Raw genomic sequence first — 24,859 nt, 5'->3', positions numbered from 1 at the left:
ATCCGACATCATCGAACAACACACATGACGACACACCCGGCATCGATTACCTTCCACCCCGCCAAGGCGGAAGATGCGCCAGCCTTCATCGCATTGCGCGGCAAGACGCGGCAAAACGCCATTCCCGAGGAACGCCTGGCGGAAGTGGGCATCACGGCCGAGTCCTGGGCGGAAATGATGCGCTCGGGCAGCCTGCCTGGCCAGGTATGCCATCACGACGGGCAATTGGTCGGCTACTGTTTTGGCGAGCGCGACACGGGCGAAATCATCGTCCTGGCCCTGCTGCCGGCATTCGAAGGCTTAGGCATCGGCAAGACCTTGCTGGAACGGGTGATGGCGGAACTGCGCGCGCAAGGCCACCAACGACTGTTCCTCGGCTGCTCCAGCGACCCCGCTTCGCGCTCCTACGGCTTTTACCGCTACCTGGGCTGGACGGCGACGGGCGAGACGGACAAGTATGGCGACGACGTGCTGGAGTTCATACTCAACTGACAGCAGGAGCGCCGTCATGGCGCTTGCATTTTCCTTCAGCCATCCATGGCGTCCGTCATAGCGATTACGGCGTATTGGCGACAGCTATCGCGCTGTCATCAAAAAACGCCTGTTGACAATTTCCGTTACACGTAAATTGCCAGCAAGACAACAGCTTTGAATCACGGGTTTCCCTCCTGAAGCGGCATGCTCTCTCATGCCCACCACCTCGCTGCCTCGCGATGAGCGCGCCTCATTCCATTCATCATCTGCAAAAAAACGGAAATTTCAGCATCGCCGATCTGTAAAGAAAATATTTACTGTTGTAAATAAGAGCAACAGTGCTAGATAAAATTGACATTTCCTGCATGGAAATGTTTTTATGTGTCTGCTAGGTAAAATGAATATCACATTTTACAAAAAATGACTGCACTTGAACGGTCAAACTAGATCGGGTTGACAGGCGCGCGCCTATCGCAATGCGCTTGTTTCAACAGTTTTTCGCATAAAACGGGTCCTGAGAATGACTCGTACGGAGAAATGAATTGACTAAGAAGTTTGTTCTGAAGCGCAGCGTCGTCGCTGTCGCATTGACACTGTCCTCATCCCATGTGGCGTTTGCCCAGGAAGTACCGGCAGAGCCGGCACTGCAAAAAGTCCTGGTGACCGGTTCGAACATCAAGCGCACGGAAAAAGAAGGCTCCTCGCCTATCCAGACCTTGAATGCCAAACAGATTGCCGCTACCGGCGCCAATACTGTGGCCGAACTGTTGCACTCGATTCCAGCTTTCGGCTCGGGCTCGTCGGTGGACGTGACCGATGGCGGCTTCGCCCGCGGTGCGGCAACCGCCTCCATGCGTGGCCTGGGTTCGTCTTCCACCCTGATTTTGCTCAATGGCCGCCGCATCACCGCATCCGCGTATGCCGACCCGAACCAAGGAAAATCGGCCGTCTATGACTTGAACAGCATCCCCGTGTCGGCGATCGAACGCGTTGAAGTGTTCAAGGATGGCGCATCGGCCGTGTATGGTTCCGACGCCATCGCCGGCGTAGTCAACTTCATCACCAAAACCAAGTACACGGGCGCCGAAATGAGCGCCAGCATCAGCGCCAACGACGACGGCGAATTTGCCCGCAAGAGCGCCAGCGGCATCTTCGGCTTTGGCAAGGACCGATTCAATGCCTTCGTCAGCTTTGACGTAGCCAAGCGCGACAGCACCATCATCAAGAACGAAAAGGACGTCGAGAGAGGCATGTATGCCGACATCAACGGCCGCCTGAACCCGTTCTCCAGCAGTCTGACCACGTCGCCTTTCTTCTACGCTGAGACAGTGCCAGGCACGAAGAAATTCGCTACCACCTACGCCCAGCGCGCACAAATCGTCAATCGCCTGGACTGCCCTACGTCGCAGCAAATTACCGGCAACATGGCGACGCACAACATGCTGGCAAGCGACCCGCTGGTGGGCCGCACCTTCTGCAACTTCAACATCGACGATTACGCCGAAGTGCAAAGCGCCGGCAAGGACGCCAACGTCCTGTCGCGCGCCACGTTCGAAATCAACCAGGACATGACGGCCTTTGCCGAAGCCGGCTACAGCCGTTCCGAGCGCACCTATCTGCGCGTGCCGACGGCCTTCCGCAGTACGGCTTCGACCACCGTGTATCAACTCAACGGCGCACCGCAGCAGTTCCAGATGATCTTGCCGGTAGGTCATCCTGACAATCCGTTTCCGACGCAGCGCGCCGCGGTCGGCTACCGCGTGAGCGCCCCTGGCGGCGCTGTCAATCTGAACGAAACCTATCGCTTGCTCGCTGGCGTGCGCGGCACGGCTGGTGCGTGGGACTGGGAAACGGCCGTGCTGTGGAACCGTGCCGAGCGCACCGAAAACTGGAACGGCATGCTGTACCGCCCGACCCTCGAAAAAGTCATGACGCAAAACTGGACCCTGGCGCAGGTCAATGCCGATCCTAGCGTCACGCGCGACCTGGAAAACCGCGGCTATGCCCAGGTAACGCAAGTCGACGCCAAGGCCAGTACCGCATTTGGCCAGTTGGCCGGCGGCCAGATTGGCGTGGCATTCGGCGCCGAATTCCGTCAAGAAAAAATCGGTCTGACTCCGGACATGGCGACGCAGCGCGGCGACATCATTGGCTTGGCCAACTCGTCGGCCGATGGCCGCCGCAATGTCAGCTCGACCTTCATCGAAGTACGCACGCCGTTTGCGAAATACTTTGAAATGGACTTCGCCGGCCGTTACGACAAATACCCTAACCTGAAGGGCAACTTCGTGCCGAAAGTCGGCGCCAAGTGGACCATCAGCGACCGCGTGGCCGTGCGCAGCACCTATGCCGAAGGCTTCCGCGCACCTGCGCTGACCCAGGTTTCGCCCGGCGGCGTGCAGTCGTTCAGCAACGTGGTCGACCCGCTGCGCTGCCCGGACGGCGTTCACCCTGCCTCCGGCGCCGACATCAGCGATTGCAAGAAAGGCATTTCCAGCCTGTCCGCGGCCACGCCTGATCTGCGTCCTGAAACATCGAAGAGCTACTCGCTGGGTCTGATCCTGGCCCCAACCAAGGAAATCGACGTGCTGGTCGATTACTACCGCATCAAGAAAGTGGATGAAACCGCCTTGTTTAGTGCGCAGTACATGGTTGATCGTCAAGACCGCTACCCTGGCAGCGTCATACGCGACAACAATCCGGCCAATCTGGTGACCGATGCCAACGGCAATGTGGTGCCTAACTCCGGTCCGATTTCCCAGGTCAACCGTTCGTATGTGAACCAGGGTAGCACCGAAGTGCAGGGCATCGATTTCGAAGTGGCGTACCGCAAATCGCTGGGCGATCTGGGCCGTCTGACCGCAAACCTGAACTGGAGCTATCTGATGAGCTTCAAGCGCGCCGAGCGCCCGGGCGAAGTGGCAACCGATACCTCCGGCTCGAATGGCGGCCTGTCCGACTATGCGACCTCGGTCGGCGACAATCCGAAGAACCGCAGCAACCTGTCCGTCAACTGGACCCGTGGCGACCACTCCCTGACGACGTCGGTAGATTTCGTCGGTCCCGTATCGTTGCTGCGCCGTAGCGACAACGACGTGGTCTACGAGAAACCATACTGCCAGTACGGCGTCGGTCAACCGAAGTCGGCATATGGGCTGAGCGGCTTGCCGAAGTACAGCAACTACATCAGCAGCTGCGACGTGAAGAGCTGGACGACGACCAATATGGCGTACTCCTACACGGGCTTCAAGGATCTGACCTTGTCGTTCAATATCAAGAACGTGTTTGATATCAAGGCGCCATACGATCCACGTTACCCAGTGGAAGGTTTCAATCCACAGCTGCACAATGGTCAAGGCCGCTACTTCCGCATCAGCGCCAACTACCACTTCATGTAATCACCTGCTGCCGGCGTGATGGTGCGCCGATAGCCAAGGGCTGAGTCCTGTCTTCCACAGGGCTCAGCCCTTTTTCTTTCAGACGGGGGATGCCCATGGTTCACCCAGGCACTTAGCCCGGCCTTGGCGCGCTCAATATGTAATGAGCGTAGCGCACAGGCGATGCGCCGATTGTCGTGCTTCGCGGAGGAAAGCGAAGAGTGGACGGTTTCAGCCGCCGACAAGCAGTTTACCACCTGGCCACCATCGGCTTATGGCGTCTTCTTGTCCGCGTCCTTTTCCTTGTCAGCCGCCGCCAGCCCCCAGTCATTCCAGCCTTCGCCAAACAGCTCGCCCGCATTCGAAGGCTTAGGCATCGGCAAGACCTTGCTGGAACGGGTGATGGCGGAACTGCGCGCGCAAGGCCACCAACGACTGTTCCTCGGCTGCTCCAGCGACCCCGCCTCGCGCTCCTACGGCTTTTACCGCGCACGGCTTCCGGCCGGGACGGCGCAGCGGCGGTGCGCCCATGGCCGGGCATTGAGAAGACGCTATTGAATAGCTGCCGGTACGTTCAGAATGCGGGGAACGTGACCCGCATGCGCGAGGAAATCGACGACGGCGGCATGCGACAGCGCCACCGTGGCCGTGTTGCGCAGCGGGTGGGCTTGCACTGAGTCAGCATCCCACACGGCCTGGTCCAGCACCAGTTCCACCGCGTGCGCGCTGTCGTGGATCAACGCAAACAGGCTGACGGCCCCTGGCGTGATGCCCAGGTGCTGCAGCAGGCGTTCAGGCGAAGCCATGCTCAGCTTGCTGGTCGGCAGCAAGCGTCCCAGCGCCGCCAGGTCGATACGCTTGTCGAAAGGCACGATGATGAGAAAATGCCGCCGGCCTTTCTCGTCGCGCACGAACAGATTCTTCACCATCAGGCCAGGCATGGGCGGCACGTGGATCAGTGCTTCGGCGATGGTATGCACGGCCGGGTGTTCGACGAATGGGCAATCGCCGGCATGGCTTTCCAGCCAGCGGAACAAGGTTTCTTGCATGGACATTTCCTCGGCGCGGATGCGATGGGAAATTGTAGCGGGTCGCAGCACGGTTCGCTTGCGATCACTGTTCAGATTTTGTCTCCGCCTCTTCCTTGTCGGCGGCAGCCAGGCCCCAGTCATTCCAGCCTTCCCCAAACAGCTCGATCGGATGCTGCGTGCGCTCGGAACCATTGCCACAACGCATGGCGTCCGGCGGACAATACTTGTCGCATCCCCAGCAGATGCGCTCGGGGTTCTTGGGATTCAGGGGAAAGGGCTTGGCCATGGGGGGACGCAGTCGGTTGAAGTCTTCTTGTTGACTCTAGACCTGGCGCGAGGGGCGGTCAAACGAATTCCAGTGAGGAATTTGTCCGAGGTCAATTCTGTACAAATGGGTGACCGCCTGTACCGCGAGGGGGAGGCGGCGCCAGGGGCGCCATGATGCAAACAAGCACATCGCCGGCATGTCCATCCAGTTATTTTGGCGCCCCCAACCTGTTAAAATAGTTGAAAATTTTAATGATCAGACCATGAATAAACCGAATCTTTCAAATACAAGAAATGTGCTTAGCAAATGAAAGCCATTATATTCTGCACCAGCTTTATAAAAGATGCCCCATCATGGGAAAGTCGGTATCAGCGGTGGCTCGATTACTACGAAGATATTCCTATCAATGCGGTAAAGAAGATAATGATCGATGATGGATCGCCATTCCTTCCACCCGCAGACATTATCAACACAGTTTCCCATAGCGCTCCGTTGGCATCGAATGACGATAAAAACCTCATCATTCGTTTCGACAACAATCTGGGACGACAAAGCGGGGCCGACTACCCTGGCTGGTGGCGCAGCTTTCTCCACTCCGTCAAGGTGGCAAATGAATTAGGCGTGGATAAAATCATCCATATCGAATCGGACGCCTATATCATGACACCGCGCCTGGTAAAGTTTATCAATGAAATCGAATCAGGCTGGAACGTCCTGTGGTCGCCGCGCTATCGTTTCCCGGAAACCGCCATTCAAGTTATCTGCAGGGATCAATTCGAAATTTTCGAGAAATTCAAGGACAATCATCCCGATTATTCTTTCCCGGATATTGCGGAAAGACTGCTTCCCTTCACCGCCGTGCACAAGCAGTTCAAAGGCGACCGCTACAGCGATTTCACGAAAAACAGATGGATATTCCGCTCCAAAAAATTCAACAAGATTCCCATCTTTAAACATGTATATTTCTGGGAAACGATACCAGCGGATGCGGATTTTGTTACGCAGGGTATTGACCGTCAGGAATTTGTATATCGACGGGGTGAAGCGGCTTGATTTTACGAGGGTGGGGAATGCCGATTTGGATTGTAAATATATTGCTAGCGTCACGATGGAATAAACGCGTGTGCACCGCCCTTGTCGGCTTTCTTGCCGCCGGTGCCGCATCGGCACTCGCTGCCACGCTTGACGAGGATCGCACACGCGGTGACATACATGGCTTGTTCGAGATCAGGGAGGCCGCAGTAAAATTCATGGCTGCCGAGAATTCCAAAAATGGAACAAGCTGGCAGGTATTGGAGCCGAACCGGAAGATTCTGGTGGCGAAATGCGCGGCAGCTTTGCGGGTGAAATGGGTTCCGAAGAGCCATGGTCTGTCTGGACCGAATGTTGCGGTAAGTTGCGACAAGACTGTAAAGCCCACTCCACAACATAAATGGGAAGTCTTTGTGCCGGTCGACAAGGGGCCGGTCGCGCGTAAATGATCAGGTCACGGTTGAAGGGACGGACCGATGCGCTGGGTGCCGTGAAAGCTGGCTCAGTCGAAATCTGATTAGATAATCGAACACGCACCCACGGCGCGCGAAGCCGCCGCGCGGCGGCAACGGCCTGGCCAGGTTCAGCATTATCAGAGCGAAGCTTGGCCAGGGACGAAGCTACAGTACTTTGTTGGGTGGCACTACTCTGCCGTAGTCGGGTCAATCACTGAGATGACTTCCGACACGCGGTTTGCAGGGAAGCCGCCTTGCTGCGCATGTTCGCGAACGAGCTCTTCGTTTGCAGCGATGTAAACACAGTAGATTTTATCGCCGGTAACATAACTCTGGACCCATTGAATTTGCGGTCCCATCTTGTTCAATACACTGCATGACTTCTGCGAAATGGCTTGAAGTTCTTGCTCTGACAACTTTCCAGCCCCGGGAATATCACGCTCAATAACGTACTTTGGCATAGCAGTCTCCTTTGAGGTTTTCGGGCGAGCACAAGGCTCGCTGGTTCCGTGCGTCACACAGCAGTGGCATGTATTAGTTATACACTACGCTGGCGGGTTGGTGTTGTTGGAATTGCCATGAAATGTCGATGGGCGTGATGGGTTGGTAGGCTCGGTCCTGCGAATCTCACACGCAGGGCGCCGCCCTGCTCGCTTCCGACAGGCAATAAAAAATGTCCGCAGTCAAGCGATTGTTGAAATCAGCCTGATGGCCGGAAGTCTATATGGGGTGCGGGTTTGGCTCTACTTCGGGCCGCCTTGCGGGGCTGTGGCGTTGTGGGCTGGGAGCCACATAGGAGCTTCGCGGTAGAAAGCCCGAGCGTGCTGCATCGGGGGCGGTTGCCTGCAGGCGGTAGCCGCGTTTGGTCTTCATAGCCCAATCGGTCGCCGTCCTCCAGAATGAAGAACGCGCAGCCTTGGGCTGCGCGTTTGAGGGATGGCCGCCAGCGGAAACCGGCATCATCAGCTTGGCTTCGGCGGCGCGGCCTTGCCCGCGCCTCCCTTCCTGAATCCCCGATCTCCGACCATGAAGGCTTCTAGCATGTGCGGAATTAGCACCGTGGCATCGACCGCCTCGCCGTAGGTCTGCGCGTGCAGCGTAGCGTAGCGGTCGAGGTCGGCTTTCAGGCTGGCCGGGCAAGCAAAAGTCAGCTTCGTGGATTCCGTTTTCGGCAGCGGCCCGAGCCGTAGCTTGCGCGTCGTCATCGCGAAGTCCCCCTGTTGAAGAAAAGTGGCTGGTACGGCCGCAGCACCAGATCGCGGTTGACGATGATGCGAACCGGCAAGCCGGGGCGCTCCGTCAAGGTGGGCTGGATGTTGAGGTTGCGCCGGGTCATCTCCTGACCGACCTGATTGATGCTGTCCTGGGCGCTATCGCGGCCGGCGATGATGACGCGATCACCGTCCTGCCGGTTCTCCGGCGCAGCCAGTTCGGCACCGATGCCCAGTAGCGTCGTCAGTGCCGCACCGGCAAAGACGCGATCCCAATGCCAATCCACATCATCTTCCAAGCCGGCGTAGCCGGCCGGATCGGTGCCGGCCAAGTTGTCGAGCTTGAGCGAAGACGTGTCGGGCAGGATGATCCGGTTCCACACCACTTGCACGCGGCTCTGCCCGTAGCTGACCTGGCTGTTGTATTTGCCCAGGATGCGTGACCCCTGCGGGATCAGCAGGAACTTGCCGGTAGCCGTGTCATAGACCGGCTCCGTCACTGTGGCGATCACATCGCCCGGCAAGTCCGACTTGATGCCCGTCACCAGCGCCCCGGCGACCACCGTTCCGGCCATGACCTGATACGGCGACGCCGGCAGCGTCAGGTTGCCGGAATCACGGGCTTCCGTGGTTCCGGCTTTCTGGAATGCCTCTTTCTGGTCTTGCCGGTTCTGCACGGCGGTCGGGTCGGCGGGCTGGGCCGCCGTCGACGCAGGCCCGGCCGCCAGCGGGTCGAAGGCCGCATTGGCGGTGAAGCCCGGCGCAGCGGCTACCTGTGTCTGCGCCACCGGCGCGGCCTTCTGCGAACCAGAGCGGAAGAACACCGCCGATGCCGCTGCTGCTTCGGCTTCCTTGCGCAACGCGTCGTTGGGGTCGTTGCCGGGGGCCGCGTAGGCGGCCGTCACCGGCTGCTGCGACTTCACAATGGCCGGGCCAAGATCGCCTGGCAGCGGCGGCCCCAACTCCGGCACGGATGCCGCCAAGGGGGGCGGCAGCTTCGAGTAGTCCGCCGGCAGCGCGTCCAACCCTTCGGACTTCGAGACGCGATCGACGTTGTAAAGCTCGGTCTGCTCGCCTGCACCGCGCCGCTGCGGTTGCAGCGACCACATCAGCGCGCCGAGCACAGCGACCGAGAGACCGCCGACGAGGATGGCCAGCGTGCGCCGGTTCAGGCGCGTGACCGGGCGCGGTTGGGCGCGCAGCGCAACTGCCTCGGGTGCCACCTTGCCCGCATGCGGCGTGGCGAGGTCGGGAGTGTCGTCCTGGCTCATGGTCAGTTCCTCCGCGCCAAGCCATCCGTGCGTTCGATACGCACCACGTCACCCTTGTCGCCGCCCAGGCGCAGTTCGGCCGCGCCGAACAGCCGATCCACGATGTAGTAAGGCGAGCGAAAACGGTAATTCACCAGTTGTCCGTCGCCCTGCGCGCCGATGACGAACAGCGGTGGCAGCTCGCCTTGGGCGATTCCCGGCGGGAACTGGATATAGACCTTCTCGCCATCGTCGAAGGCGCGCAGCGGCTTCCACGGCGGATTGCTGCCTGAGACGGAATATCGGAAGCGGATCTTCTCCAGCGACAGTCCGGTATCGACCGGTGCGGCGGCGCTAGCCGCCTGCGACTGGCGCTGCAAGGCCAACATCCGGTCTTTTGGGTAGTCCCAGGACACCGACGCCATCCATGCCTTTTCCGTCGAGGTCAGTTCCAGCAGGTATGTTCTGCGACTGGTGGTGATGACCAAATTCGTCTTGAGGCCTGAGCGGATGGGCTTGACCAGCACATTGATGCGCATCGCGTCGCCGCTGCCGCTGGACGTGTCACCGACGATCCAGCGCACGGTATCGCCGGCTGCGACCGTCACTAGTTCCTCGCCCGGCTGCAAGGAAACCACGGTCACGCGTCCCGGCGCGGCATAGACTTGGAAGAGCGCACCATCGGTGAAGGGCCACACCTGAATCGCATTGACGTAGCCCTCGCGCGTGGGCGCGATGCGCGCCTCGGCATTGGCACGGGAAACGCGCACCTTCTCATCGGCCGGCTCCGGCTTAGCCGGGGCCGCGTCCAACTCGTGCAGCGGCTTCAACTGCGCTGGCAGCGCCAGCGGCTCGGGCATGGCGACGACTTCCACTGGAGCAGGCGGCTCCGGCAGCGGCTGTGCCTGCACCGGCTCATCGAGCGAAATGGACGGAGGCGGCTTGCCCTGCGAAGCGCAGCCCGACAGGGCCACCACGGTCAGCGCGAAAGCGTATAAGCGGAAAGACAGGTTCATGGCTTGGCTCCTTCAGAAGAATCCAGTTCGCGGCTCCACGACAGGCCGTTGACGTAGATACCCAGCGGGTTCTTGCGCAGGCGCTGTTCGGTGCGCGGGGTTTGCAGGACGGTGGAAAGCACCGCGTTCCATCGCTCGGTCCCGGCGGGGGCACCGTTGATGAACCGTTGCTCCGTCCAACGGACGTTGAACGAGGCATCGCTGGCGCGTACCACGCTGGTGATCTGCACCGTCACCGACTCGCGGCCAACACGGGCGAAAGGATCGTTCTTGCTGGCGTAGTCGTTGAGCACCGCCGCGCCTTTGTCGGTGGTGTAGTCGTAGGCGTCCAGCCAGTTTTGCCGCACCACGATGGGATCGATAGACAGCGAGCGCACCAGCGTCACGAAGCGCGCCAGGTGGTGCGCGATCTGCGCATCGGCGGGCCGGTACGGCGTGGCGGCTTCGCCGACGGCGCGCACCTGCCCCGACTGATCGACCTCGATGACGTAAGGGGTGACGATGGACTGCGCCGAGCGCCACACCAGGCCACCGGCCATCAGCAGCGCAAGCGTGAGGCAGCCGAAGGCCATAAAACGCCAGTTCTTGGCCTGGACGCGGGCCGAGCCGATGCGCTCGTCCCACACCTGCGCGGCGGATTGGTACGGGGTGGCAGGCTGCGGCGTGTCGGCATAGCGCACCTGCGGGCGTTTGAATCGCATAGGGTTCTCCTTGGTGGTCAGGTATCGGGTCACGCATCGGGGCGCAGGCTTGGGCCTTGCCCTGAGCCGCCGCCGTCGCCACTGCGCAGCGTGTGGGCTGCGGTGGTTGCGGCATGGGTGATCTGCTGGCGGCGGTGCATCCGCTTTGCCCAGGCGGGTTGCTCTTGCTTCGGCGCGCTGGCTGCGCCTTCGCCTGCGGCGGCCTGGCCGGAACCGGCAGCGCCGACATCCGCACCGTTCCATCCTGCCCGGAAGGAGTCGGCCACCTTCTGACCGGCAGCGGAAGCGCCCGATGCAGCTCGGCGGCCTGCCGCTTGCGCGCCGGTCTTGGCGACATTGCCGAGGCCCGCAGCCGCGCCTTTAGCCCCGCCGCCCGCAGCGGCGGAACCGGCCTGGAATGCGGACTTGGCGCTGCTGGCCGCCGACGTGGCGGCGCGTGCGCCGCTCCCGGCCAGCTTTGCGGCGGCCGGGGCCATGCGTGCGCCCGCCATGACGGCACCGCCCACGCCGGTCGCGGCGGCACCGATGGCAACACCCGTGCCTACCGCGCCGACGGCAGCGCCCGCCATCGCACCCGCGCCGAGCTGCGGCGCACCGGACACAAGGCCCGTGGCGATGCCGGGGCCGAAGATGCCCAGCGCCAGCAAGGCAAGCGAAGCCAGCATCACGACAAGCGCATGGTCGATGGAAGGCTCGTCGGGATGAACCTGGAACTCCGCGAACAGGCCCGAGCCGATGCCGACGATTACCGCCAGCACCAAGACCTTGATGCCTGACGAAACCACATTGCCGAGCACCTTTTCCGCGAGGAACGAGGTTTTGTTCCAGAGCGCAAACGGGATCAAGACGAAGCCGGCAAGCGTGGTCAGCTTGAACTCGATCAACGTGATGAAAAGCTGAACCGCGAGCACGAAGAAACAGAGGATCACCACCAGCCAAGCGATGAACAGCACCACGATGGGGTCGAGGTTCACGAACACTTCGGGGAAGCCGGCCATGTCACCGATCTGGTCGAGGATCGGCGCAGCGGCGTCGATGCCGGTCTTGGCAAGCCGACCCGGCTGCAAGAAGTTCTCCATCGTTATGGCCGAGCCAGTGGCGGTGATGCCTAGCCCGGCGAACGAGCGGAACACGATGCTCGACAGCCAATTGAAGTTACCGATGATGTAGGCGAAGGCACCGACGTAAAGCACCTTGCGCAGCAGCTTGGCGATCACGTCCTCGCCCTGGCCGGTCGCATGGCTCATGGCCCAATACAGACCGGCAATGGTCATGTCGATGACAATGAGAGTGGCCGTCAGGAACGCGACTTCGCCTTGCAGCAGACCGAAACCGGAGTCGATGTAGCGCGAGAAGGTATCGAGGAATCTGTCGATGATCGTTACGTCGTTCATGGCGTGTCCTCCGCAGCGGCGAGCGACGCATCACCTTCCGGCGCGTCGTCGGTTGGCGTGTCGAAACTCGCCGGAATCGGCGGCAGTTCTGCCAGCGTCCGGTATTCGTCCGGCCCAGTCTGGCCGGTGAAGAAGCGCCGCCGGAAGGCTTCGGCAGCGGCGCGACAGGTGTCTTCGCCTGCGGTTTGCCGGTCGGCTGCGCATTGGGCGCGCAGCGCCTTGAGCCGCACGGGATCGGCGGCCAAGGTGGCGGTCAGGTCTTCAGCCGGCTGCTGGCCGCATGCGGTCAGCAGCACGGCCAGCAGGACAGGAACGCATCGCATGGCCGCCTCCCGTCAGTTGTTGTAGAAGTTGACGGACTGCGGTGTGTACGGCGTGCCGGTGCCCAGGAAGCGCCGCCGCACTTCGCGGGCGCGCTCGGTGGCCGCTGCCTGCCGCGCCAGCTCCAGCGAGGCCGCCCTGTCTTGTGTGATCTGGAGCTGCTGGGCCTGGATGGACTGCTTGGCCTGCAAGGCGAGAAGCTGGTTCGTTGCCTGCATCGCTTGCAGCGCACCCGTGGCCGATTGGCTTTGGCTCACGAGGTCGGCCAGCGCGCTTTCGTCTTGCGTCAGGTTCTGCGACACCTGCGCCTGCATCCGCATCGCGGTGTGCAGGCCGTCGAGCGTGTTCTTCCAGCGTTCGCGTGCGTCCTGTGCCATGCGGTCGCCGCTGATGGTGGCGGCGTACTGCTCCGGGTACAGGCGCGAGAACGTGGCATCCATGCTCTGCACGTCGTAGGCCAGCCCTTGCGCCTCGGCAATCAGGCGTTCAGTCGTGGCGAGCGTCGAGCGCAGCCGGTTGACGATGTTGAAGTCGAGATTCGCCAGGTTGCGCGCCTGGTTCATCAACATCTGCGCTTCGTTCTGGAGCTGGTTGATCTGGTTGTTGATCTGCTCCAGCGTGCGGATGGCAGTCAGCGTGTTCTGCACCAAGTTGACGGGATCAACGAAAGTGAGCGCCGCCGCTGGCTGAGCGAGCATCAGCGAGCCGGCCAGCGCGGCGGCGAGCGAAACGGAAAGTACACGGGTCTTCATGGCGAAATCTCCAGGGGTTGAGTAGCGAGGAAAGAAGCCGCCGACGGCGAGGACGGCAGCAGGTCGGCGGCCCAATCGAGGCCGCGATGGCGTAGCCACGCACCGGCGAAGCCGGGAGCGCCGGCCTGCGTCAGCACTCGGTCAATGTCGCGTTGGTCTTGCGGTGTGGATGCGCCCGAGAAGGCGAGCGCGGCTGGCCCCAGGTCGAGGTCGAACAGACGATTGCCCAGGCGCGATTGGTAGTAGTAGTCGCGCTTGGGCTGCGCGGTGGCGACGATTTCGATTTGCCGACTGTTGAGGCCAAAGCCCTCGTAGACCGTGCGAATCTGCGGCTCGGTCGCCTGCGGGTTGGGCAAGAAAATCCGGCTCGCGCAGCTTTCGATGATCGCGGGCGCGATGGTCGAATCCTTGATGTCGGCAAGCGACTGCGTGGCGAAGATCACCGACACGTTTTTCTTGCGCAGAGTTTTCAACCATTGCCGGATGCGTGCCGCGAAGGACGGTTCATCAAGGAATAGCCAGGCTTCATCGAGAATCAGCAGCGTGGGAGCACCGTCGAAACGTGCATCGAAGCGGGCGAACAAGTAGCGCAGCACCGCTTGCACGGCGGCGGGGCTGTGCATTAGCTCTTCCATCTCAAAGCCCTGCACGTCGCCGCTGCCGAGCCGGTCGCGGTCGGCATCCAGTAGCTTGCCGTGCGCGCCGCCCAGCACATACGGCGACAATGCCTGCCGCAGCGCGTTCGATTGCAGCAGCACCGAAAGCCCGGTCATCGTGCGCTGCTCCACCGGCGCACCAGCGAGGCTGCCGAGCGCCGACCAAATGGCGGCTTTCTCGTCGGGGCCGACGGTCACGCCTTCATGCAGCAGGCGGCCTTCGATCCACTCGGCGGCCCAGGTGCGATAGCCTTCGCTGTCGATACGGGCCAAGGGCTGAAAGGCAATGGCGCCGTCCGCGCCGAGGTCGTAGTGTTCGCCGCCCAGGCCCAGCACCGTCGCCCGCATGGATCGCCCCATGTCGAAGGCGAAGATGCGCGAGCCGCCATAGCGGCGGAACTGCAAGGCGAGCATCGCCAGCAGGACAGATTTTCCCATGCCCGTCGGCCCCGCGACCAGCGTATGCCCCACGTCGCCGATGTGCGTCACCAGCCGGAACGGCGTCGCGCCATCCGTGCGCGTGACGATCAGCGGCGGGCCGTCGAGATGGGCGTTTTTCTCCGGCCCAGCCCACACGGCGGACACCGGCATCATGTGCGCCAGATTCAGCGTCGAGACGATGGGCTGGCGCACGTTGGCATAGGCATTGCCTGGTATGGACGACAGCCACGCATCGACTGCATTTAAGGTTTCGGGGATGGTGACGAAGCCACGTCCTTGGATGACACGTTCCACCATGCGCAGCTTTTCGTCGGCTACGGCAGGGTCGTCATCGAACACCGTCACCGTGGCGGTGAGGTAGCCGAAGGCGACTTGATCGCTGCCAAGCTCTTGCAAGGCGGCATCCGCGTCGGCCGCCTTGTTGCTGGCATCCGTGTCCACCAGCGGCGATTCCTGCTGGAAGATGGTTTCGCGCAGTAGCGCAATGACATTCTTCCGTTTCGCAAACCACTGGCGACGCAGGCGGCCCAGCTCCTTTTCCGCCTCGGCTTTATCGAGGCAGAGAAACCGGGTACTCCAGCGATAGGCAAAGCCCAGGCGATTGAGGTCGTCCAGCAGGCCCGGCCAGGTCGAGGTCGGAAAGCCCCGCACCGACACCACGCGCAGATGCTGGTCACCCAGCATGGGCGCAAGGCCGCCGACTAGGGCGGAATCGGCCAGCAGTGCGTCGAGGTGGAAAGGCACCTCGGGCACGGCCAGCCGGTAGCGCCGCGTGGACACCGTGGCGTGAAGATAAGTCAGCGTCGCGGCATCGTCCAACCAGACGATTTCTGGCATCACGCCATCGAGCAGGTCGAAAACCCGATCCGTTTCTGCCAGGAAGGCGTCAAGCCGACCGCGCCAGTCCACACCATCGCCCGGCGCGTGCTCGTAGAGCAGCTTGGCTGCACGAGCGCGGGATTCCTCCGGCGGCAGATAGGCTAGCGTCAGGTGATAGCTGCTTTCGTAGTGGTTCCCCGATTCCTCAAAGGCAGCGCGGCGTTCTTCGTCCACCAGCCAGGACAGCGGTTCGGGAAAGTCGGAATGCGGATAGTCCGCGGCCGACTGGCGCTCGGCTTCCACGAACAGCGCCCAGCCCGAACCCAGCCGGCGCAACGCGTTGTTTAGCCGTGCCGTCGTGGCGATCAATTCGCCCTGCGTGGCGCTGTCCAGATCAGGCCCGCGAAAGCGCGCCGTGCGCTGAAACGAGCCATCCTTGTTCAGCACCACGCCCGGCGCGATCAGCCCAGCCCAGGGAAGCCAGTCGGCCAGCAAGGCGGGCCGCTGGCGGTATTCGGCAAGGTTAAGCATGGCGGCGTCTCCTACACGTCCAGCAGCGGCTTGTGCTTGATGTGCCGGGCGAAGACCTGCATGAACTGCGGATCGACCCTCGCGCCCCACACGGCCAGCGAGTGACCGACGATCCAGAGCACTACGCCAGGAATCCAGAGTTGCAGGCCCAGCCCGACGGCAGCGGCTAGCGTGCCGTTGGCAATCGCCACCGTGCGCGGTGCGCCGCCCATCAAGAGCGGCTCGGTCAGCGAGCGATGTAGCGGCACCTCGAAGCCGGCCGCGAAGCTATCCGGGCCACTCATACGACAGCCCCGCCGGAGAAGCTGAAGAACGACAGGAAGAACGAGGACGCGGCGAACGCGATGCTCAAACCGAACACGATCTGGATCAGCTTGCGAAAGCCGCCCGACGTGTCGCCGAAGGCGAGCGCGAGGCCCGTGGCGATGATGATGATGACCGCGACGATGCGTGCCACCGGCCCCTGAATCGACTCCAGAATGGATTGCAGCGGGCCTTCCCACGGCATCGAGGAGCCGGATGCCTTCGCCGTGCCCGCCGTCATCAGCATGACTGCGGCCAGCAGCAGGCCGTGGTGCGCGGGGCCGGCCAGCCGCCGCAGGCGTGCGATGGTTGAAACCGGATTTACGGAATTACGGAAAGCGTGAACGTGCATCTGCGTCATGGCAGTTCTCCAGGTAGGTCAAGGGACGAGGAAGGCGCAGCGGCATCGGCTGCGAGAGGAACCGGCATCAGCTCGGGAAACGGTGTTTCCAGCGCGTCCGCCAGGCGATAGCCGGTGCCGTCGAAACCGACGACACGGGCGATGCTTTCGACGCGGCGCTTGCGGCCACGCCCGGCGATGTGGATCACGACGTTGACCGCCTCGGCGATCAGCGCACGCGGTGGGTTCACCGCCACTTCAAGAATCAACTGTTCGAGGCGCAGCAGCGCGCCCAGCGCGGAACCGGCGTGGATGGTGGCGATGCCGCCGGGGTGGCCGGTGCCCCACACCTTAACCAAGTCCAGGGCTTCGCCGCCGCGTACCTCGCCGACGATCACGCGGTCGGGGCGCAGGCGCATCGTGGCCCGCACCAGCTCGGTCATAGACACGACGCCAGCGCGGGTGCGCAGCGGCACATGGTCGCGGGCTGCGCATTGCAGCTCGATGGTGTCTTCGAGCACAAGCACGCGGTCGCCCGTGGCGGCGATCTCCGCAAGCAAGGCATTGGCGAGTGTGGTTTTGCCGCTGCTCGTCGCCCCGGCGATCAGGATGTTCTGGCGCTCACGCACGGCGCGGCGCAGGAACTCGGCCTGGCCTGTGGTCAAGATGCCGTCGGCCACATAGCGATCCAGCCCGATGATGCTCACGGCGCGCTTGCGCAGCGCGAAGGCTGGGCCGGGCGCTGCGGGCGGCAAGATGCCCTCGAACCGCTCGCCGGTTTCGGGCAGCTCGGCGGTCAGCAGCGGCCGCCCGCGATGCACCTCTGCGCCGACGTGCGCAGCCACCAGCCGGATGATGCGTTCGCCATCGTCTTGGGACAGCTCCACGCCCAGCGGCATGCGGCCCGATGACAACCGATCCACCCATAGGGTGCGGTCGGGGTTGAGCATGATTTCCACCACGTCGGGGTCGGCCAGCGCAGCGGCGATGACTGGCCCCATTGCCGTGCGCAGCATCTGGATACGGCGATCCAGAGAGGTTGCGGCGGATGAGAGTTCGGGCGGGGTTTGCGGAATGGCGCTCATGAGGCACGCTCCTGCGCTTCAGCCAGTGCCTCCGCGTCATCCATTCGCGCCGGGTCTGGGTGCAGTTCTTCCACAACGTCGCGCACCAGGCTGCGGCCACGCAGCAGGTGGCGGCCGAGCCGCTCCACGAATTGCTCGAAACGCGCTTTGCCTTGGGCGCGAGCTGCGTCCTGATGGGCTTCGGGAATCGGGGTGCTGACGGTCAGGAAGTAGCGGATGAACAGCGCCAGTGTTTCGATCTGGATGTTCTGGTCGCGCTCCATGCGCTCGGCCTGCCGCGACAGGCGATCGAGCCGCTTGGCGATGGCCGCCTCGCGCTGGTCGCCAGCATCGGGCGATAGCCACGACGCGAGCGCCGCCGCGACAATGGACGACTTGGACACGCCTTTCTTGGCGGCCAGTTCTTCGAGACGCTTGGCGTGCTCGGGCTGAATGAACAGATTGAGGCGGTATTGGCTCATAAGTCGATTCCGTCGTTGGGGTCGAGGGAAGCCAGCCGGGCCGTGCGCTGCATGGCCGGGTCGAGCTGGCCGGGAAGCGGCAGCGGCAGGTCGTCGTCGTCATCGAGCAGAGTCAGGTCATGGCCGGCGAGCAGCGGTTCGGGGCTGTATTCGCTGACTTCGGATAGCTCCGGCTGTCGGCGTGGGCCGCCGTCATCGGCGGTGCCTGTGCCATCGCCGGACAGGCCCGCAGCCCGGACCGTTGACACGGCTGGGATCGATAGGCCGCTCCAGTCGTCGGGCCGGGCCGGTGGCGCGTCCGCGTATTGCCCGGCCGCGAGCACAGGCGGCGGTAAAACGCGGTTCTTGAAATTCGCGTCGGCGTAGTAGCGCAGCTTCTTGGCCTTGATCGGTGCCACGCTGGACACCATCACCACAGCTTCCTCAGTCGGAAGCTGCATCACTTCACCGGGCGTCAGTAGCGGGCGGGCCGTCTCCTGCCGCGACACCATGAGGTGCCCCAGCCACGGTGCCAATCTGTGCCCGGCATAGTTGCGCTGCGCGCGCAGTTCGGTAGCGGTGCCAAGCGTTTCGGAGATCCGTTTCGCAGTGCGTTCATCGTTGGTGGCGAACGTCACGCGGACATGGCAGTTATCCAGAATCGAATGGTTCTGGCCGTAGGCTTTGTCGATCTGGTTGAGCGATTGGGCGATAAGAAAACTGCGGATTCCGTAGCCCGCCATGAAGGCAAGCGCCGTCTCGAAGAAGTCCAGGCGGCCCAGCGCCGGGAACTCATCGAGCATCAGCAGCAGCTTGTGGCGGCGTTCGATGCCGTCGCTGCCGTCGAGCGATTCGGTGAGCCGTCGGCCGATCTGGTTGAGGATCAGGCGAATGAGCGGTTTCGTCCGCGAAATATCCGAAGGTGGCACTACCAGATAAAGCGACACCGGATGCTCGGACGCGATCAGGTCGGCGATACGCCAGTCGCAGCGCGAGGTGACTTCGGCCACCGTGGGGTCGCGGTAGAGGCCCAGGAACGACATGGCGGTGCTCAACACGCCGGAACGCTCGTTGTCCGACTTGTTGAGCACTTCGCGCGCCGCCGAAGCGACGACTGGATGCGGGCCACCACCTTCCACGTTCACGAGGTGCTGTGTGGTCATCATCCGGTGCAAGGTCAGCTCGAAGGGGCTGGCCGGATCGGAGAGGAAATTGGCGACGCCGCGCAGCGTCTTGTCCTCGCCCGCGTAGAGCACATGCAGGATGGCCCCGACCAGCAGCGCGTGCGAAGTCTTCTCCCAATGGTTGCGCTTCTCAAGCGCGCCTTCTGGATCGACCAGAATGTCGGCTATGTTCTGTACGTCACGCACTTCATGTGCGCCGCGCCGAACTTCTAGCAGCGGGTTGTAGGCCGCCGACTTCGCATCGGTCGGATTGAACAGCAGGCAGTGTGAGTAGCGTGAGCGCCAACCTGCGGTGATCTGCCAATTCTCGCCCTTGATGTCGTGGACTACGGCGGATGCAGGCCAAGAAAGCAGCGTCGGCACCACAAGGCCGACGCCTTTGCCTGAGCGCGTGGGCGCGAAAGTGAGGATGTGTTCCGGGCCTTCATGCCGAAGGTACTTGCCATCGTGCTGACCGAGGAACACGCCGATCGGCTGCGTAAGGCCGGCTTTGCGAATGTCCTCCGTACTTGCCCAGCGTGCCGAGCCATAGGTCGTGACTAGGCGTGATTGACGAGAGCGCCAGATCGACATGCAGACTGCGACCACCACCGCCAGCAAGCCACTGCCACCCGCTATGGCACCGCCCGTGTCGAAAACGCGTGGCGCGTAGGCATCGAAGAAGAACCACCACTCAAACAGCTTCCACGGGAGGTAGATCGGTGTGCCGAGGAAATCAAACCAGGGGGAGCCAAGGCGTACCTGATAGCCAAGGGCTGCTGCCGTCCATTGTGTGGCGCCCCACACACCCGCGATCACGATGCCGAATACCACGGCTATCTGACCGAACAGCACATTCGTACCTTGCATAGCCCCGCCTCCAATCTCTCCTACGCTGATTCCCTTGGGAAACGCGGCTTAGAAATGTGCCGCAGGCGTCAGGATCGGTGCTGGCTTAGTGCCGGTCAAAGACCGTTTGGGGCAGAAAGGTCGATAAGAAAGAATGAATTCGCGCTGTGTCTAGCCAGGGAGTGACTCCGTAAGCGCCGGCGAATATCAGCGTGCCGAACAGAAGATTCAGGCAGACTAGCGAATTGCTGAATTGCTGAATTGCTGAATTGCTGAATTGCTGAATTGCTGAATTGCTGAATTTCAGAATTTGGGGGATTCTTTGGGCGGTGTGTATGGCGTTTTTCCGTCACCGTAGAACCGCTTACGTGTTGCCTCCGCTACCCGGTTGCAAAGCAGTTCGCCCAAAGTAGGCCGATCCGTCTTGCATTGCTGGCGCAACTTCTTGAGCTGTTCCGGGTCTGCCACCAGCTCTTCTACTGTCGGGGTTTTCTTTTCTGCACTAGTGGCTTTGTGCGGTTTATCAGATTGACCGCATGCGACTAGCATTGCAGCGACGAGCGTGATGGCGAGTCTCATGGCATCAATTCCTCCGGAAGATCGGGATTTCGGCTTTTTGTTGACCTGAGAAACTCTGGCAATTCGATGGCCTGTACTCGCTGAATGAAGCGCGCAAGCTCGTCAAACGGATCGCCTTCAAGTCTGAGTAGATAGGTCGTCAAAGGTGGTACGCGTGTCGAAAGCGGCCTCGCCACGACTCCTGGCTCTCGGGAGGCTGCAATGTGTGCAGCCCCTGTAAGTCCGAGTGCAAAACCGGCAGATACCAACGCCATCATCAGGTCGAAAGTGGTAACCCGCTCGGCAACTAGAGGCTGCATTTCAGCCCGGCTAAGTACTCGCTCAATGTGCTTGGCGTGGCCCTCGCACACTTGAGGATCAGATAGCACTAGCGGGTAGCGCAGCAGTTCATCCAATGGAATTCGCTTAAGAGCCAGCAACGGATGCCGAGCTGGCAGCGCCACCATAAGCGTGTCAGTCCACGCGGGAAGTGCGACGATTCCATCACCTACGTCGTCGGACTGTGCAAAGCCGACGTCATACAGGTCGTCGTGCAATCCTTTGATTTGTTGGGATAGTGGCACCTCAAAAAAGCGAATCTCAACCTCGGGCTCCTCCTCGCGACACAACGCCAATAGGGCTGGTAAGCACAGTAGTGTTGCGCCGTCTGACAAGGCGACGCGGAGTTGTCCATGAAAGCCATTTTTTGCTGCCTTCACGCAGTCCCGCGCCTGTTGCAAGGATGCGAACACCCGAGGTGCGTGCTCCATGAGCATCAACCCAGCTCGTGTCAAACGCGTGCTTCTCGTGTTCCGAATAAAGAGCTGTGCTCCTAACTCCTCTTCGAGTTCTTTGATCGTGCGAGACAGTGGGGACTGCTCAATATGCAGTTTCGCAGCGGCGCGAGCGAAGTGAAGTTCCTCGGCGAGCGCCATAAAACAACGTAGATGTCGAATTTCCATGCGTCCCCTACTAATCGTCGATCTATTCAGTATTTAAAACTCGCTGCCATGCTGCGTTCTTCCAACTCAAGGACTCAGGGTGAAGATTGCAGATTCACATGCTCTGGCGAACCAGAAAGCGCTTTAGCGAGAACACCCCATTGCACGGCTGCGTCGGCGCGAGCACGGACCAGAGCCGCTCGCTGGGACAAGGTGCCACGCTCCGCTTCTGCAACAACGGTCGCATCCACCTGTCCCGCCTCAAAGAGGCGTCGACTGCGGTCAAGGAGTCGATCAGCGACGACAAGACCATCGACCTGATGCTGCAGAGAAGTCCGCTGGGTCTGCCAGCCCAGATAAGCGTTCTCCACATCCTGAAGCGCAAGCAAAACCGTGCGTTCCAGGTCAGCCTGTGCGCCGCGACTGCGTGCTGAGCCCTCGTCGATTCCCGCTTGTATTGCTCCACCGTCAAAGATCGGAAGCGTCACACCCAAGCCCAGAGAGAAAATGTTCCCTGCCACACGTGTTCCGTTGTTCTCGAAGCGTTGGCGCCCACCACTCAAATCGAGCACAAGTTTGGGGAGCCGCTCGCCTTCTGCTGCGTTCCATCGCGCCGTCGCCGCTGCAAGACGCGCCTGCGCGGCTCTGACGTCGGGGCGCTGCTGCAGCAATTCGCCTGGCACGCTTCTGGGAGTCCAATCGGGCATGGTGAGAGAGGCAAGCGCAGGACCGCTGCCAAGCGCCCCCGGAATCCGGCCAACGAGCACATCCAAGGCATGCGTTGCTTCGCCGCGTACGCGTCGCAACTGCTCTTGCTCCACCCGGAGGGCGATGACCTCGGAACGCGTGCGTTCAATGTCAAAGCCCGTAGCTTGACCTGCCTTGAACTTCTGCTCTGTCAGACGCTCAAGGCGCTCGGCGACTTGAAGTCGCTCTTTTGCCAGATCTTCCAGCTCTGCCGCCTGCCGCTGCTGCAGTGCAGCGGACACTGTCTCAAAGGCGATCTGCCAACGTGTCGCGAACCAGTTCTGTTCGACAGCAACTGCGTCCATCCGTGCGCCATCAGCGGCATGCGAGAGGCGGCCCGCTAGATCAACTTCCCATGAAGCCGACAGCGGAAGCCTGGCATCGCTGCTGATGGTCGGTGCCAAAGAAAAGTCGCGCGCGCGCGTTGCTTGGGGCGTGAGCGCCAAGCTAGGGAACATTGAAGCGCGTGTACGTCGGGTGATCGCCACAGCTTCATCAATCCGCGCTCTTGCAATAGCGAGATCGGTGTTGTGCTCCAGCGCGTTGCGCACCAGCGCGTCAATCAGCGGATCACCGTACGCCGTCCACCACTCGGCCGGGAGTGCTTGTGCTGGCACCTGCTGCACAGCCAGACCCGCTTCGTTCATGAATTTGGCCGGAACCTCAACGCGTGATGTCTCCACCCTGTGAGGCGAGTGGCTGCACGCGGCGAGAAGCGTGATCGATAGGAATGCAACAGCAGTAAGGCCGCGGCGGGCGTAGGGATCGGACATGTTGAGCCACTAGGTTGTGAATTGAGGAGGCCGTCTTGACGGGCATAGTTCATGGCGTGTACTATACCGTCCAGACGATTCAAAAATCAAGCATCTTTGGAGTTTCACCATGGCAACTCGTATGAAATCAAGCCCAGAGGAGTCGCATTCGGCGGACAACGGCGCTGAAGCCCCCTCCATCTCTAAGAAAGCGCAACAAACACGGGAGCGCATCCTTCAAGCTGCGCGTGACGTAGTCATGGAGGGAGGTGCCGGGCACCTAACGCTTGACGCGGTCGTTGCACGGGCAGGAATGAGCAAAGGTGCGTTCCTGTACCACTTCAAGACCAAGCGCGATCTGCTCCTCACGATGATTGATGACCAGGTCTCGGCGTTTGATGGCGGGCAGGAAGAGCGAGAGCTGCCATTCGTCGGCGATCCAGACCCTTGGCTATCCAGCCAGGTCTCGGCTATGCCTGACGGCGGGATGCAAAAGATGAGCGCTGCATTGCTGGCGGCCGTGGCTGAAGACCCCACGCTGCTTGAGCCTGTGCGCGGCTGGTACCGCAGGCAGTACGAGAACGCGAGCAAATCTCCACGCGGCACCGATATCGCCGGAATCGTTCTATTTGCCTTGGACGGAGTCTTCCTCGCCGAAATGATGGGTTTTCCGACGTTTGCTGCCGAAGACCTTTCTCGACTCATGCACACCCTCCAGGCGCTCGCCCGCGGCGAACTGGAACTCACCCCTATTGATAAACGCTGATGAAAGGCCTTCCCGTGTCTTGCACTCCCTTTAAATCCCAGTCCTGGCAAATGCAGAAAGTCGGCCTCGCGTTTGTTCTGCTCGCATCGCTTGCCGGCTGTGGTAGTCAGAAGGAGCCTGCTTCCGATCCACCGCGAGCGGTCAAGCTGCTCACGGTGGGGGATGTAGGTTCTGTGGCCAATCGCATTGAATTGAGTGGTCTAGCTCGCTCCAGTGAGCGGAGTACCTTGGGGTTCGAGACTGGCGGGCGTATCAGCAAGCTTCATGTGGACGTGGGAGATCGCTTCTCTCGCGGACAGCTTCTGGCTGAGTTGGATGTTCAGCCCGAGCAACTCCGCCTAGAACAGGCTCGGGCGACACTCGCTGCTGCGGAAGCCGCATTGGCAGACAGAATCGTGCAGACAACGCAGCAAAGGGGGCTGCTTGAGGGCAACGTAATCTCCCCGGCTGCATTCGAGAGTGTGAAAGCACAGTTGGTTGCAGCTGAAGGCCAGGTGCGCAATGCAAAGGCCGCATTCGGCCTTGCCGAGCGTGCGCGAAGGGGGGCCGCCATTCATGCGCCATTCGACGGCGTCGTCGCGGAGAAACTCGCTCTGCCGTTCACAGATATTGCAGCCGGAGCGCCGGTGCTTCAAGTGGATGGACTACGCAGCGGCGTAGAAGTCCTTGCGACTGCATCGACGACCCAGGCGGCAAATATCAAAATTGGGCAGGTCGCCGAACTGCGCCTGAGCGAGTCAGCAAGTCCCGTTCGTGCTTCGGTACAACGCATCGGCTTGCGTGCTGAAAATGGCTCACTTTTACCTGTCGTGCTCGTTCCTCAAGATGCTACTCTTGCGCGCAGTCTTCGACCCGGGTCTGCCGTTCAAGTATTGCTGAAGGCACCGGAAGCGAAGGATGCCTCACCAGATCGTCTGATGCTTCCCTATTCGGCACTGGTGCTCAGTGAGAAAGCAGGACAAGCCGCAGTGTTTGTATATGACGTGACCGGAAAGAAGGTGCACCGCCGGGAAGTGCAATTCCAGAGCGAGCCAGGCGGCGACAACGTTCGCGTTGTGGGCGGCCTGAAGCGCGGCGAGATGGTAGTCGCGGCTGGCGCGAGTTGGCTGACGAACGAGCAACAAGTCACCCCACTCAAGGCCACGACCCAATTGGCCGGACGCTGACCCGCTACAGGAAGACTTCG

At 61.5% G+C, this 24,859-nt stretch carries 26 protein-coding genes; 7 read left to right on the top strand and 19 right to left on the bottom strand.

The genetic code is table 11. From position 1 onward, the window contains the following. Positions 1 to 24: 24 nt before the first annotated feature. From CLU90_RS26900 to CLU90_RS30230, 3 genes are all read left to right on the top strand, one after another. Entirely contained in the window at positions 25 to 492 is a 468-nt protein-coding gene (locus CLU90_RS26900) for a GNAT family N-acetyltransferase (RefSeq protein ID WP_100429262.1), read from the top strand. Between the two features lie 524 nt (positions 493 to 1,016). After that, the gene (locus tag CLU90_RS26895) at positions 1,017 to 3,872 is read left to right on the top strand and encodes a TonB-dependent receptor plug domain-containing protein (RefSeq protein ID WP_092718061.1); all 2,856 of its coding nucleotides are present in this window, start codon (positions 1,017 to 1,019) and stop codon (positions 3,870 to 3,872) included. Positions 3,873 to 4,253: 381 nt separating this feature from the next. Next, positions 4,254 to 4,409, top strand: coding sequence for a hypothetical protein (locus CLU90_RS30230; protein WP_442906753.1), 156 nt, complete (start codon positions 4,254 to 4,256; stop codon positions 4,407 to 4,409). On the opposite strand, the gene CLU90_RS26885 is transcribed toward CLU90_RS30230, so the two are convergent. Together CLU90_RS26885 and CLU90_RS26880 are read right to left on the bottom strand one after the other, a co-directional pair. Beyond that, positions 4,403 to 4,900 (bottom strand): prolyl-tRNA synthetase associated domain-containing protein, encoded by a 498-nt coding sequence (locus CLU90_RS26885; RefSeq protein WP_157808907.1) that lies wholly within the window; start codon positions 4,898 to 4,900, stop codon positions 4,403 to 4,405. The genes CLU90_RS30230 and CLU90_RS26885 overlap by 7 nt on opposite strands. A gap of 64 nt (positions 4,901 to 4,964) precedes the next feature. Further along, positions 4,965 to 5,168, bottom strand: a complete 204-nt coding sequence (locus CLU90_RS26880) for a DUF3079 domain-containing protein (RefSeq protein WP_092718231.1) — start codon at positions 5,166 to 5,168, stop codon at positions 4,965 to 4,967. A gap of 288 nt (positions 5,169 to 5,456) precedes the next feature. Here CLU90_RS26880 and CLU90_RS29525 point away from each other — a divergent pair, with 288 nt between their 5' ends. Next, positions 5,457 to 6,203, top strand: coding sequence for a hypothetical protein (locus CLU90_RS29525; protein WP_157808906.1), 747 nt, complete (start codon positions 5,457 to 5,459; stop codon positions 6,201 to 6,203). 68 nt (positions 6,204 to 6,271) lie between these two features. Next, positions 6,272 to 6,631 carry a hypothetical protein gene (locus CLU90_RS29520; RefSeq protein ID WP_157808905.1) on the top strand — a complete coding sequence of 120 codons (360 nt, stop codon included), beginning with the start codon at positions 6,272 to 6,274 and terminating at the stop codon, positions 6,629 to 6,631. Between the two features lie 194 nt (positions 6,632 to 6,825). Here the strand turns inward: CLU90_RS29520 and CLU90_RS26870 are convergent, their stop codons facing one another. The 17 genes from CLU90_RS26870 to CLU90_RS26790 form a co-directional block, all read right to left on the bottom strand. Next, on the bottom strand, positions 6,826 to 7,098 hold the full coding sequence (locus CLU90_RS26870; RefSeq protein WP_092718045.1) for a DUF4242 domain-containing protein: 273 nt from the start codon (positions 7,096 to 7,098) through the stop codon (positions 6,826 to 6,828). Between the two features lie 501 nt (positions 7,099 to 7,599). After that, complete coding sequence (locus CLU90_RS26865; protein WP_004883121.1) at positions 7,600 to 7,842, bottom strand: DUF2274 domain-containing protein; 243 nt, start codon at positions 7,840 to 7,842, stop codon at positions 7,600 to 7,602. Further along, the gene (locus tag CLU90_RS26860; protein ID WP_004883119.1) at positions 7,839 to 9,119 is read right to left on the bottom strand and encodes a TrbI/VirB10 family protein; all 1,281 of its coding nucleotides are present in this window, start codon (positions 9,117 to 9,119) and stop codon (positions 7,839 to 7,841) included. Before CLU90_RS26860 ends, CLU90_RS26865 begins: the two co-directional genes overlap by 4 nt. A 2-nt stretch (positions 9,120 to 9,121) precedes the next feature. Continuing rightward, positions 9,122 to 10,114, bottom strand: a complete 993-nt coding sequence (trbG, locus tag CLU90_RS26855) for a P-type conjugative transfer protein TrbG (protein ID WP_100429259.1) — start codon at positions 10,112 to 10,114, stop codon at positions 9,122 to 9,124. After that, positions 10,111 to 10,815, bottom strand: a complete 705-nt coding sequence (trbF, locus tag CLU90_RS26850) for a conjugal transfer protein TrbF (RefSeq protein ID WP_004883108.1) — start codon at positions 10,813 to 10,815, stop codon at positions 10,111 to 10,113. Before trbF ends, trbG begins: the two co-directional genes overlap by 4 nt. Before the next feature lie 29 nt (positions 10,816 to 10,844). Continuing rightward, a complete protein-coding gene (trbL, locus tag CLU90_RS26845) occupies positions 10,845 to 12,209 on the bottom strand; it encodes a P-type conjugative transfer protein TrbL (protein WP_004883106.1) in 1,365 nt (454 codons plus the stop codon). After that, positions 12,206 to 12,532, bottom strand: coding sequence for a hypothetical protein (locus CLU90_RS26840; protein WP_004883103.1), 327 nt, complete (start codon positions 12,530 to 12,532; stop codon positions 12,206 to 12,208). Before CLU90_RS26840 ends, trbL begins: the two co-directional genes overlap by 4 nt. A 12-nt stretch (positions 12,533 to 12,544) precedes the next feature. Then, positions 12,545 to 13,282 (bottom strand): P-type conjugative transfer protein TrbJ, encoded by a 738-nt coding sequence (gene trbJ, locus CLU90_RS26835; RefSeq protein WP_004883101.1) that lies wholly within the window; start codon positions 13,280 to 13,282, stop codon positions 12,545 to 12,547. Then, the gene (gene trbE, locus CLU90_RS26830) at positions 13,279 to 15,729 is read right to left on the bottom strand and encodes a conjugal transfer protein TrbE (RefSeq protein WP_004883099.1); all 2,451 of its coding nucleotides are present in this window, start codon (positions 15,727 to 15,729) and stop codon (positions 13,279 to 13,281) included. The genes trbJ and trbE overlap by 4 nt, the downstream gene beginning before the upstream one ends. Positions 15,730 to 15,740: 11 nt before the next feature. Next, on the bottom strand, positions 15,741 to 16,013 hold the full coding sequence (locus CLU90_RS26825) for a VirB3 family type IV secretion system protein (protein WP_004883097.1): 273 nt from the start codon (positions 16,011 to 16,013) through the stop codon (positions 15,741 to 15,743). Further along, on the bottom strand, positions 16,010 to 16,393 hold the full coding sequence (locus CLU90_RS26820) for a TrbC/VirB2 family protein (protein ID WP_004883090.1): 384 nt from the start codon (positions 16,391 to 16,393) through the stop codon (positions 16,010 to 16,012). The genes CLU90_RS26825 and CLU90_RS26820 overlap by 4 nt, the downstream gene beginning before the upstream one ends. Continuing rightward, on the bottom strand, positions 16,390 to 17,457 hold the full coding sequence (gene trbB / locus CLU90_RS26815; protein ID WP_004883088.1) for a P-type conjugative transfer ATPase TrbB: 1,068 nt from the start codon (positions 17,455 to 17,457) through the stop codon (positions 16,390 to 16,392). The genes CLU90_RS26820 and trbB overlap by 4 nt, the downstream gene beginning before the upstream one ends. Further along, a complete protein-coding gene (locus CLU90_RS26810) occupies positions 17,454 to 17,918 on the bottom strand; it encodes a ribbon-helix-helix protein, CopG family (RefSeq protein WP_004883086.1) in 465 nt (154 codons plus the stop codon). Before CLU90_RS26810 ends, trbB begins: the two co-directional genes overlap by 4 nt. Next, positions 17,915 to 19,930, bottom strand: a complete 2,016-nt coding sequence (locus CLU90_RS26805; RefSeq protein WP_004883083.1) for a conjugal transfer protein TraG — start codon at positions 19,928 to 19,930, stop codon at positions 17,915 to 17,917. Before CLU90_RS26805 ends, CLU90_RS26810 begins: the two co-directional genes overlap by 4 nt. A gap of 282 nt (positions 19,931 to 20,212) precedes the next feature. Continuing rightward, a complete protein-coding gene (locus CLU90_RS26800) occupies positions 20,213 to 20,488 on the bottom strand; it encodes an EexN family lipoprotein (protein WP_004883082.1) in 276 nt (91 codons plus the stop codon). After that, positions 20,485 to 21,429, bottom strand: coding sequence for a LysR family transcriptional regulator (locus CLU90_RS26795; protein ID WP_004883081.1), 945 nt, complete (start codon positions 21,427 to 21,429; stop codon positions 20,485 to 20,487). The genes CLU90_RS26800 and CLU90_RS26795 overlap by 4 nt, the downstream gene beginning before the upstream one ends. A gap of 74 nt (positions 21,430 to 21,503) precedes the next feature. Further along, positions 21,504 to 22,928: an efflux transporter outer membrane subunit gene (locus CLU90_RS26790; RefSeq protein WP_092937913.1), complete on the bottom strand. Its 1,425-nt coding sequence runs from the start codon at positions 22,926 to 22,928 to the stop codon at positions 21,504 to 21,506. A gap of 109 nt (positions 22,929 to 23,037) precedes the next feature. Between CLU90_RS26790 and CLU90_RS26785 the strand changes: the two genes are divergently transcribed. Both CLU90_RS26785 and CLU90_RS26780 read left to right on the top strand, forming a co-directional pair. Continuing rightward, entirely contained in the window at positions 23,038 to 23,673 is a 636-nt protein-coding gene (locus CLU90_RS26785) for a TetR/AcrR family transcriptional regulator (RefSeq protein ID WP_022652140.1), read from the top strand. Beyond that, positions 23,673 to 24,839, top strand: coding sequence for an efflux RND transporter periplasmic adaptor subunit (locus CLU90_RS26780; RefSeq protein ID WP_023123862.1), 1,167 nt, complete (start codon positions 23,673 to 23,675; stop codon positions 24,837 to 24,839). Before CLU90_RS26785 ends, CLU90_RS26780 begins: the two co-directional genes overlap by 1 nt. Positions 24,840 to 24,859: the final 20 nt, after the last annotated feature.

Origin of the sequence: Janthinobacterium sp. 67, assembly GCF_002797895.1 — a bacterium.
Lineage (GTDB): Bacteria > Pseudomonadota > Gammaproteobacteria > Burkholderiales > Burkholderiaceae_D > Janthinobacterium.
The sequence above is the reverse complement of the archived record's forward strand: the minus strand, read 5'-3'. Positions and strand labels throughout refer to the sequence as shown.

Coding starts and splice junctions, on each gene's coding strand:
- CLU90_RS26825 (WP_004883097.1), bottom strand. CDS start 16,013: ATGAGTGGCCCGGATAGCTTCGCGGCCGGCTTCGAGGTGCCGCTACAT.
- CLU90_RS26790 (WP_092937913.1), bottom strand. CDS start 22,928: ATGTCCGATCCCTACGCCCGCCGCGGCCTTACTGCTGTTGCATTCCTA.
- CLU90_RS26800 (WP_004883082.1), bottom strand. CDS start 20,488: ATGAGACTCGCCATCACGCTCGTCGCTGCAATGCTAGTCGCATGCGGT.
- trbF (WP_004883108.1), bottom strand. CDS start 10,815: ATGCGATTCAAACGCCCGCAGGTGCGCTATGCCGACACGCCGCAGCCT.
- CLU90_RS26805 (WP_004883083.1), bottom strand. CDS start 19,930: ATGCAAGGTACGAATGTGCTGTTCGGTCAGATAGCCGTGGTATTCGGC.
- CLU90_RS26795 (WP_004883081.1), bottom strand. CDS start 21,429: ATGGAAATTCGACATCTACGTTGTTTTATGGCGCTCGCCGAGGAACTT.
- trbE (WP_004883099.1), bottom strand. CDS start 15,729: ATGCTTAACCTTGCCGAATACCGCCAGCGGCCCGCCTTGCTGGCCGAC.
- trbB (WP_004883088.1), bottom strand. CDS start 17,457: ATGAGCGCCATTCCGCAAACCCCGCCCGAACTCTCATCCGCCGCAACC.
- CLU90_RS26840 (WP_004883103.1), bottom strand. CDS start 12,532: ATGCGATGCGTTCCTGTCCTGCTGGCCGTGCTGCTGACCGCATGCGGC.
- CLU90_RS26860 (WP_004883119.1), bottom strand. CDS start 9,119: ATGAGCCAGGACGACACTCCCGACCTCGCCACGCCGCATGCGGGCAAG.
- CLU90_RS30230 (WP_442906753.1), top strand. CDS start 4,254: ATGGCGGAACTGCGCGCGCAAGGCCACCAACGACTGTTCCTCGGCTGC.
- CLU90_RS26865 (WP_004883121.1), bottom strand. CDS start 7,842: ATGACGACGCGCAAGCTACGGCTCGGGCCGCTGCCGAAAACGGAATCC.
- CLU90_RS26900 (WP_100429262.1), top strand. CDS start 25: ATGACGACACACCCGGCATCGATTACCTTCCACCCCGCCAAGGCGGAA.
- CLU90_RS29525 (WP_157808906.1), top strand. CDS start 5,457: ATGAAAGCCATTATATTCTGCACCAGCTTTATAAAAGATGCCCCATCA.
- CLU90_RS26880 (WP_092718231.1), bottom strand. CDS start 5,168: ATGGCCAAGCCCTTTCCCCTGAATCCCAAGAACCCCGAGCGCATCTGC.
- trbG (WP_100429259.1), bottom strand. CDS start 10,114: ATGAACCTGTCTTTCCGCTTATACGCTTTCGCGCTGACCGTGGTGGCC.
- CLU90_RS26885 (WP_157808907.1), bottom strand. CDS start 4,900: ATGCAAGAAACCTTGTTCCGCTGGCTGGAAAGCCATGCCGGCGATTGC.
- CLU90_RS26820 (WP_004883090.1), bottom strand. CDS start 16,393: ATGACGCAGATGCACGTTCACGCTTTCCGTAATTCCGTAAATCCGGTT.
- CLU90_RS26785 (WP_022652140.1), top strand. CDS start 23,038: ATGGCAACTCGTATGAAATCAAGCCCAGAGGAGTCGCATTCGGCGGAC.
- trbL (WP_004883106.1), bottom strand. CDS start 12,209: ATGAACGACGTAACGATCATCGACAGATTCCTCGATACCTTCTCGCGC.
- trbJ (WP_004883101.1), bottom strand. CDS start 13,282: ATGAAGACCCGTGTACTTTCCGTTTCGCTCGCCGCCGCGCTGGCCGGC.
- CLU90_RS26780 (WP_023123862.1), top strand. CDS start 23,673: ATGAAAGGCCTTCCCGTGTCTTGCACTCCCTTTAAATCCCAGTCCTGG.
- CLU90_RS26810 (WP_004883086.1), bottom strand. CDS start 17,918: ATGAGCCAATACCGCCTCAATCTGTTCATTCAGCCCGAGCACGCCAAG.
- CLU90_RS26870 (WP_092718045.1), bottom strand. CDS start 7,098: ATGCCAAAGTACGTTATTGAGCGTGATATTCCCGGGGCTGGAAAGTTG.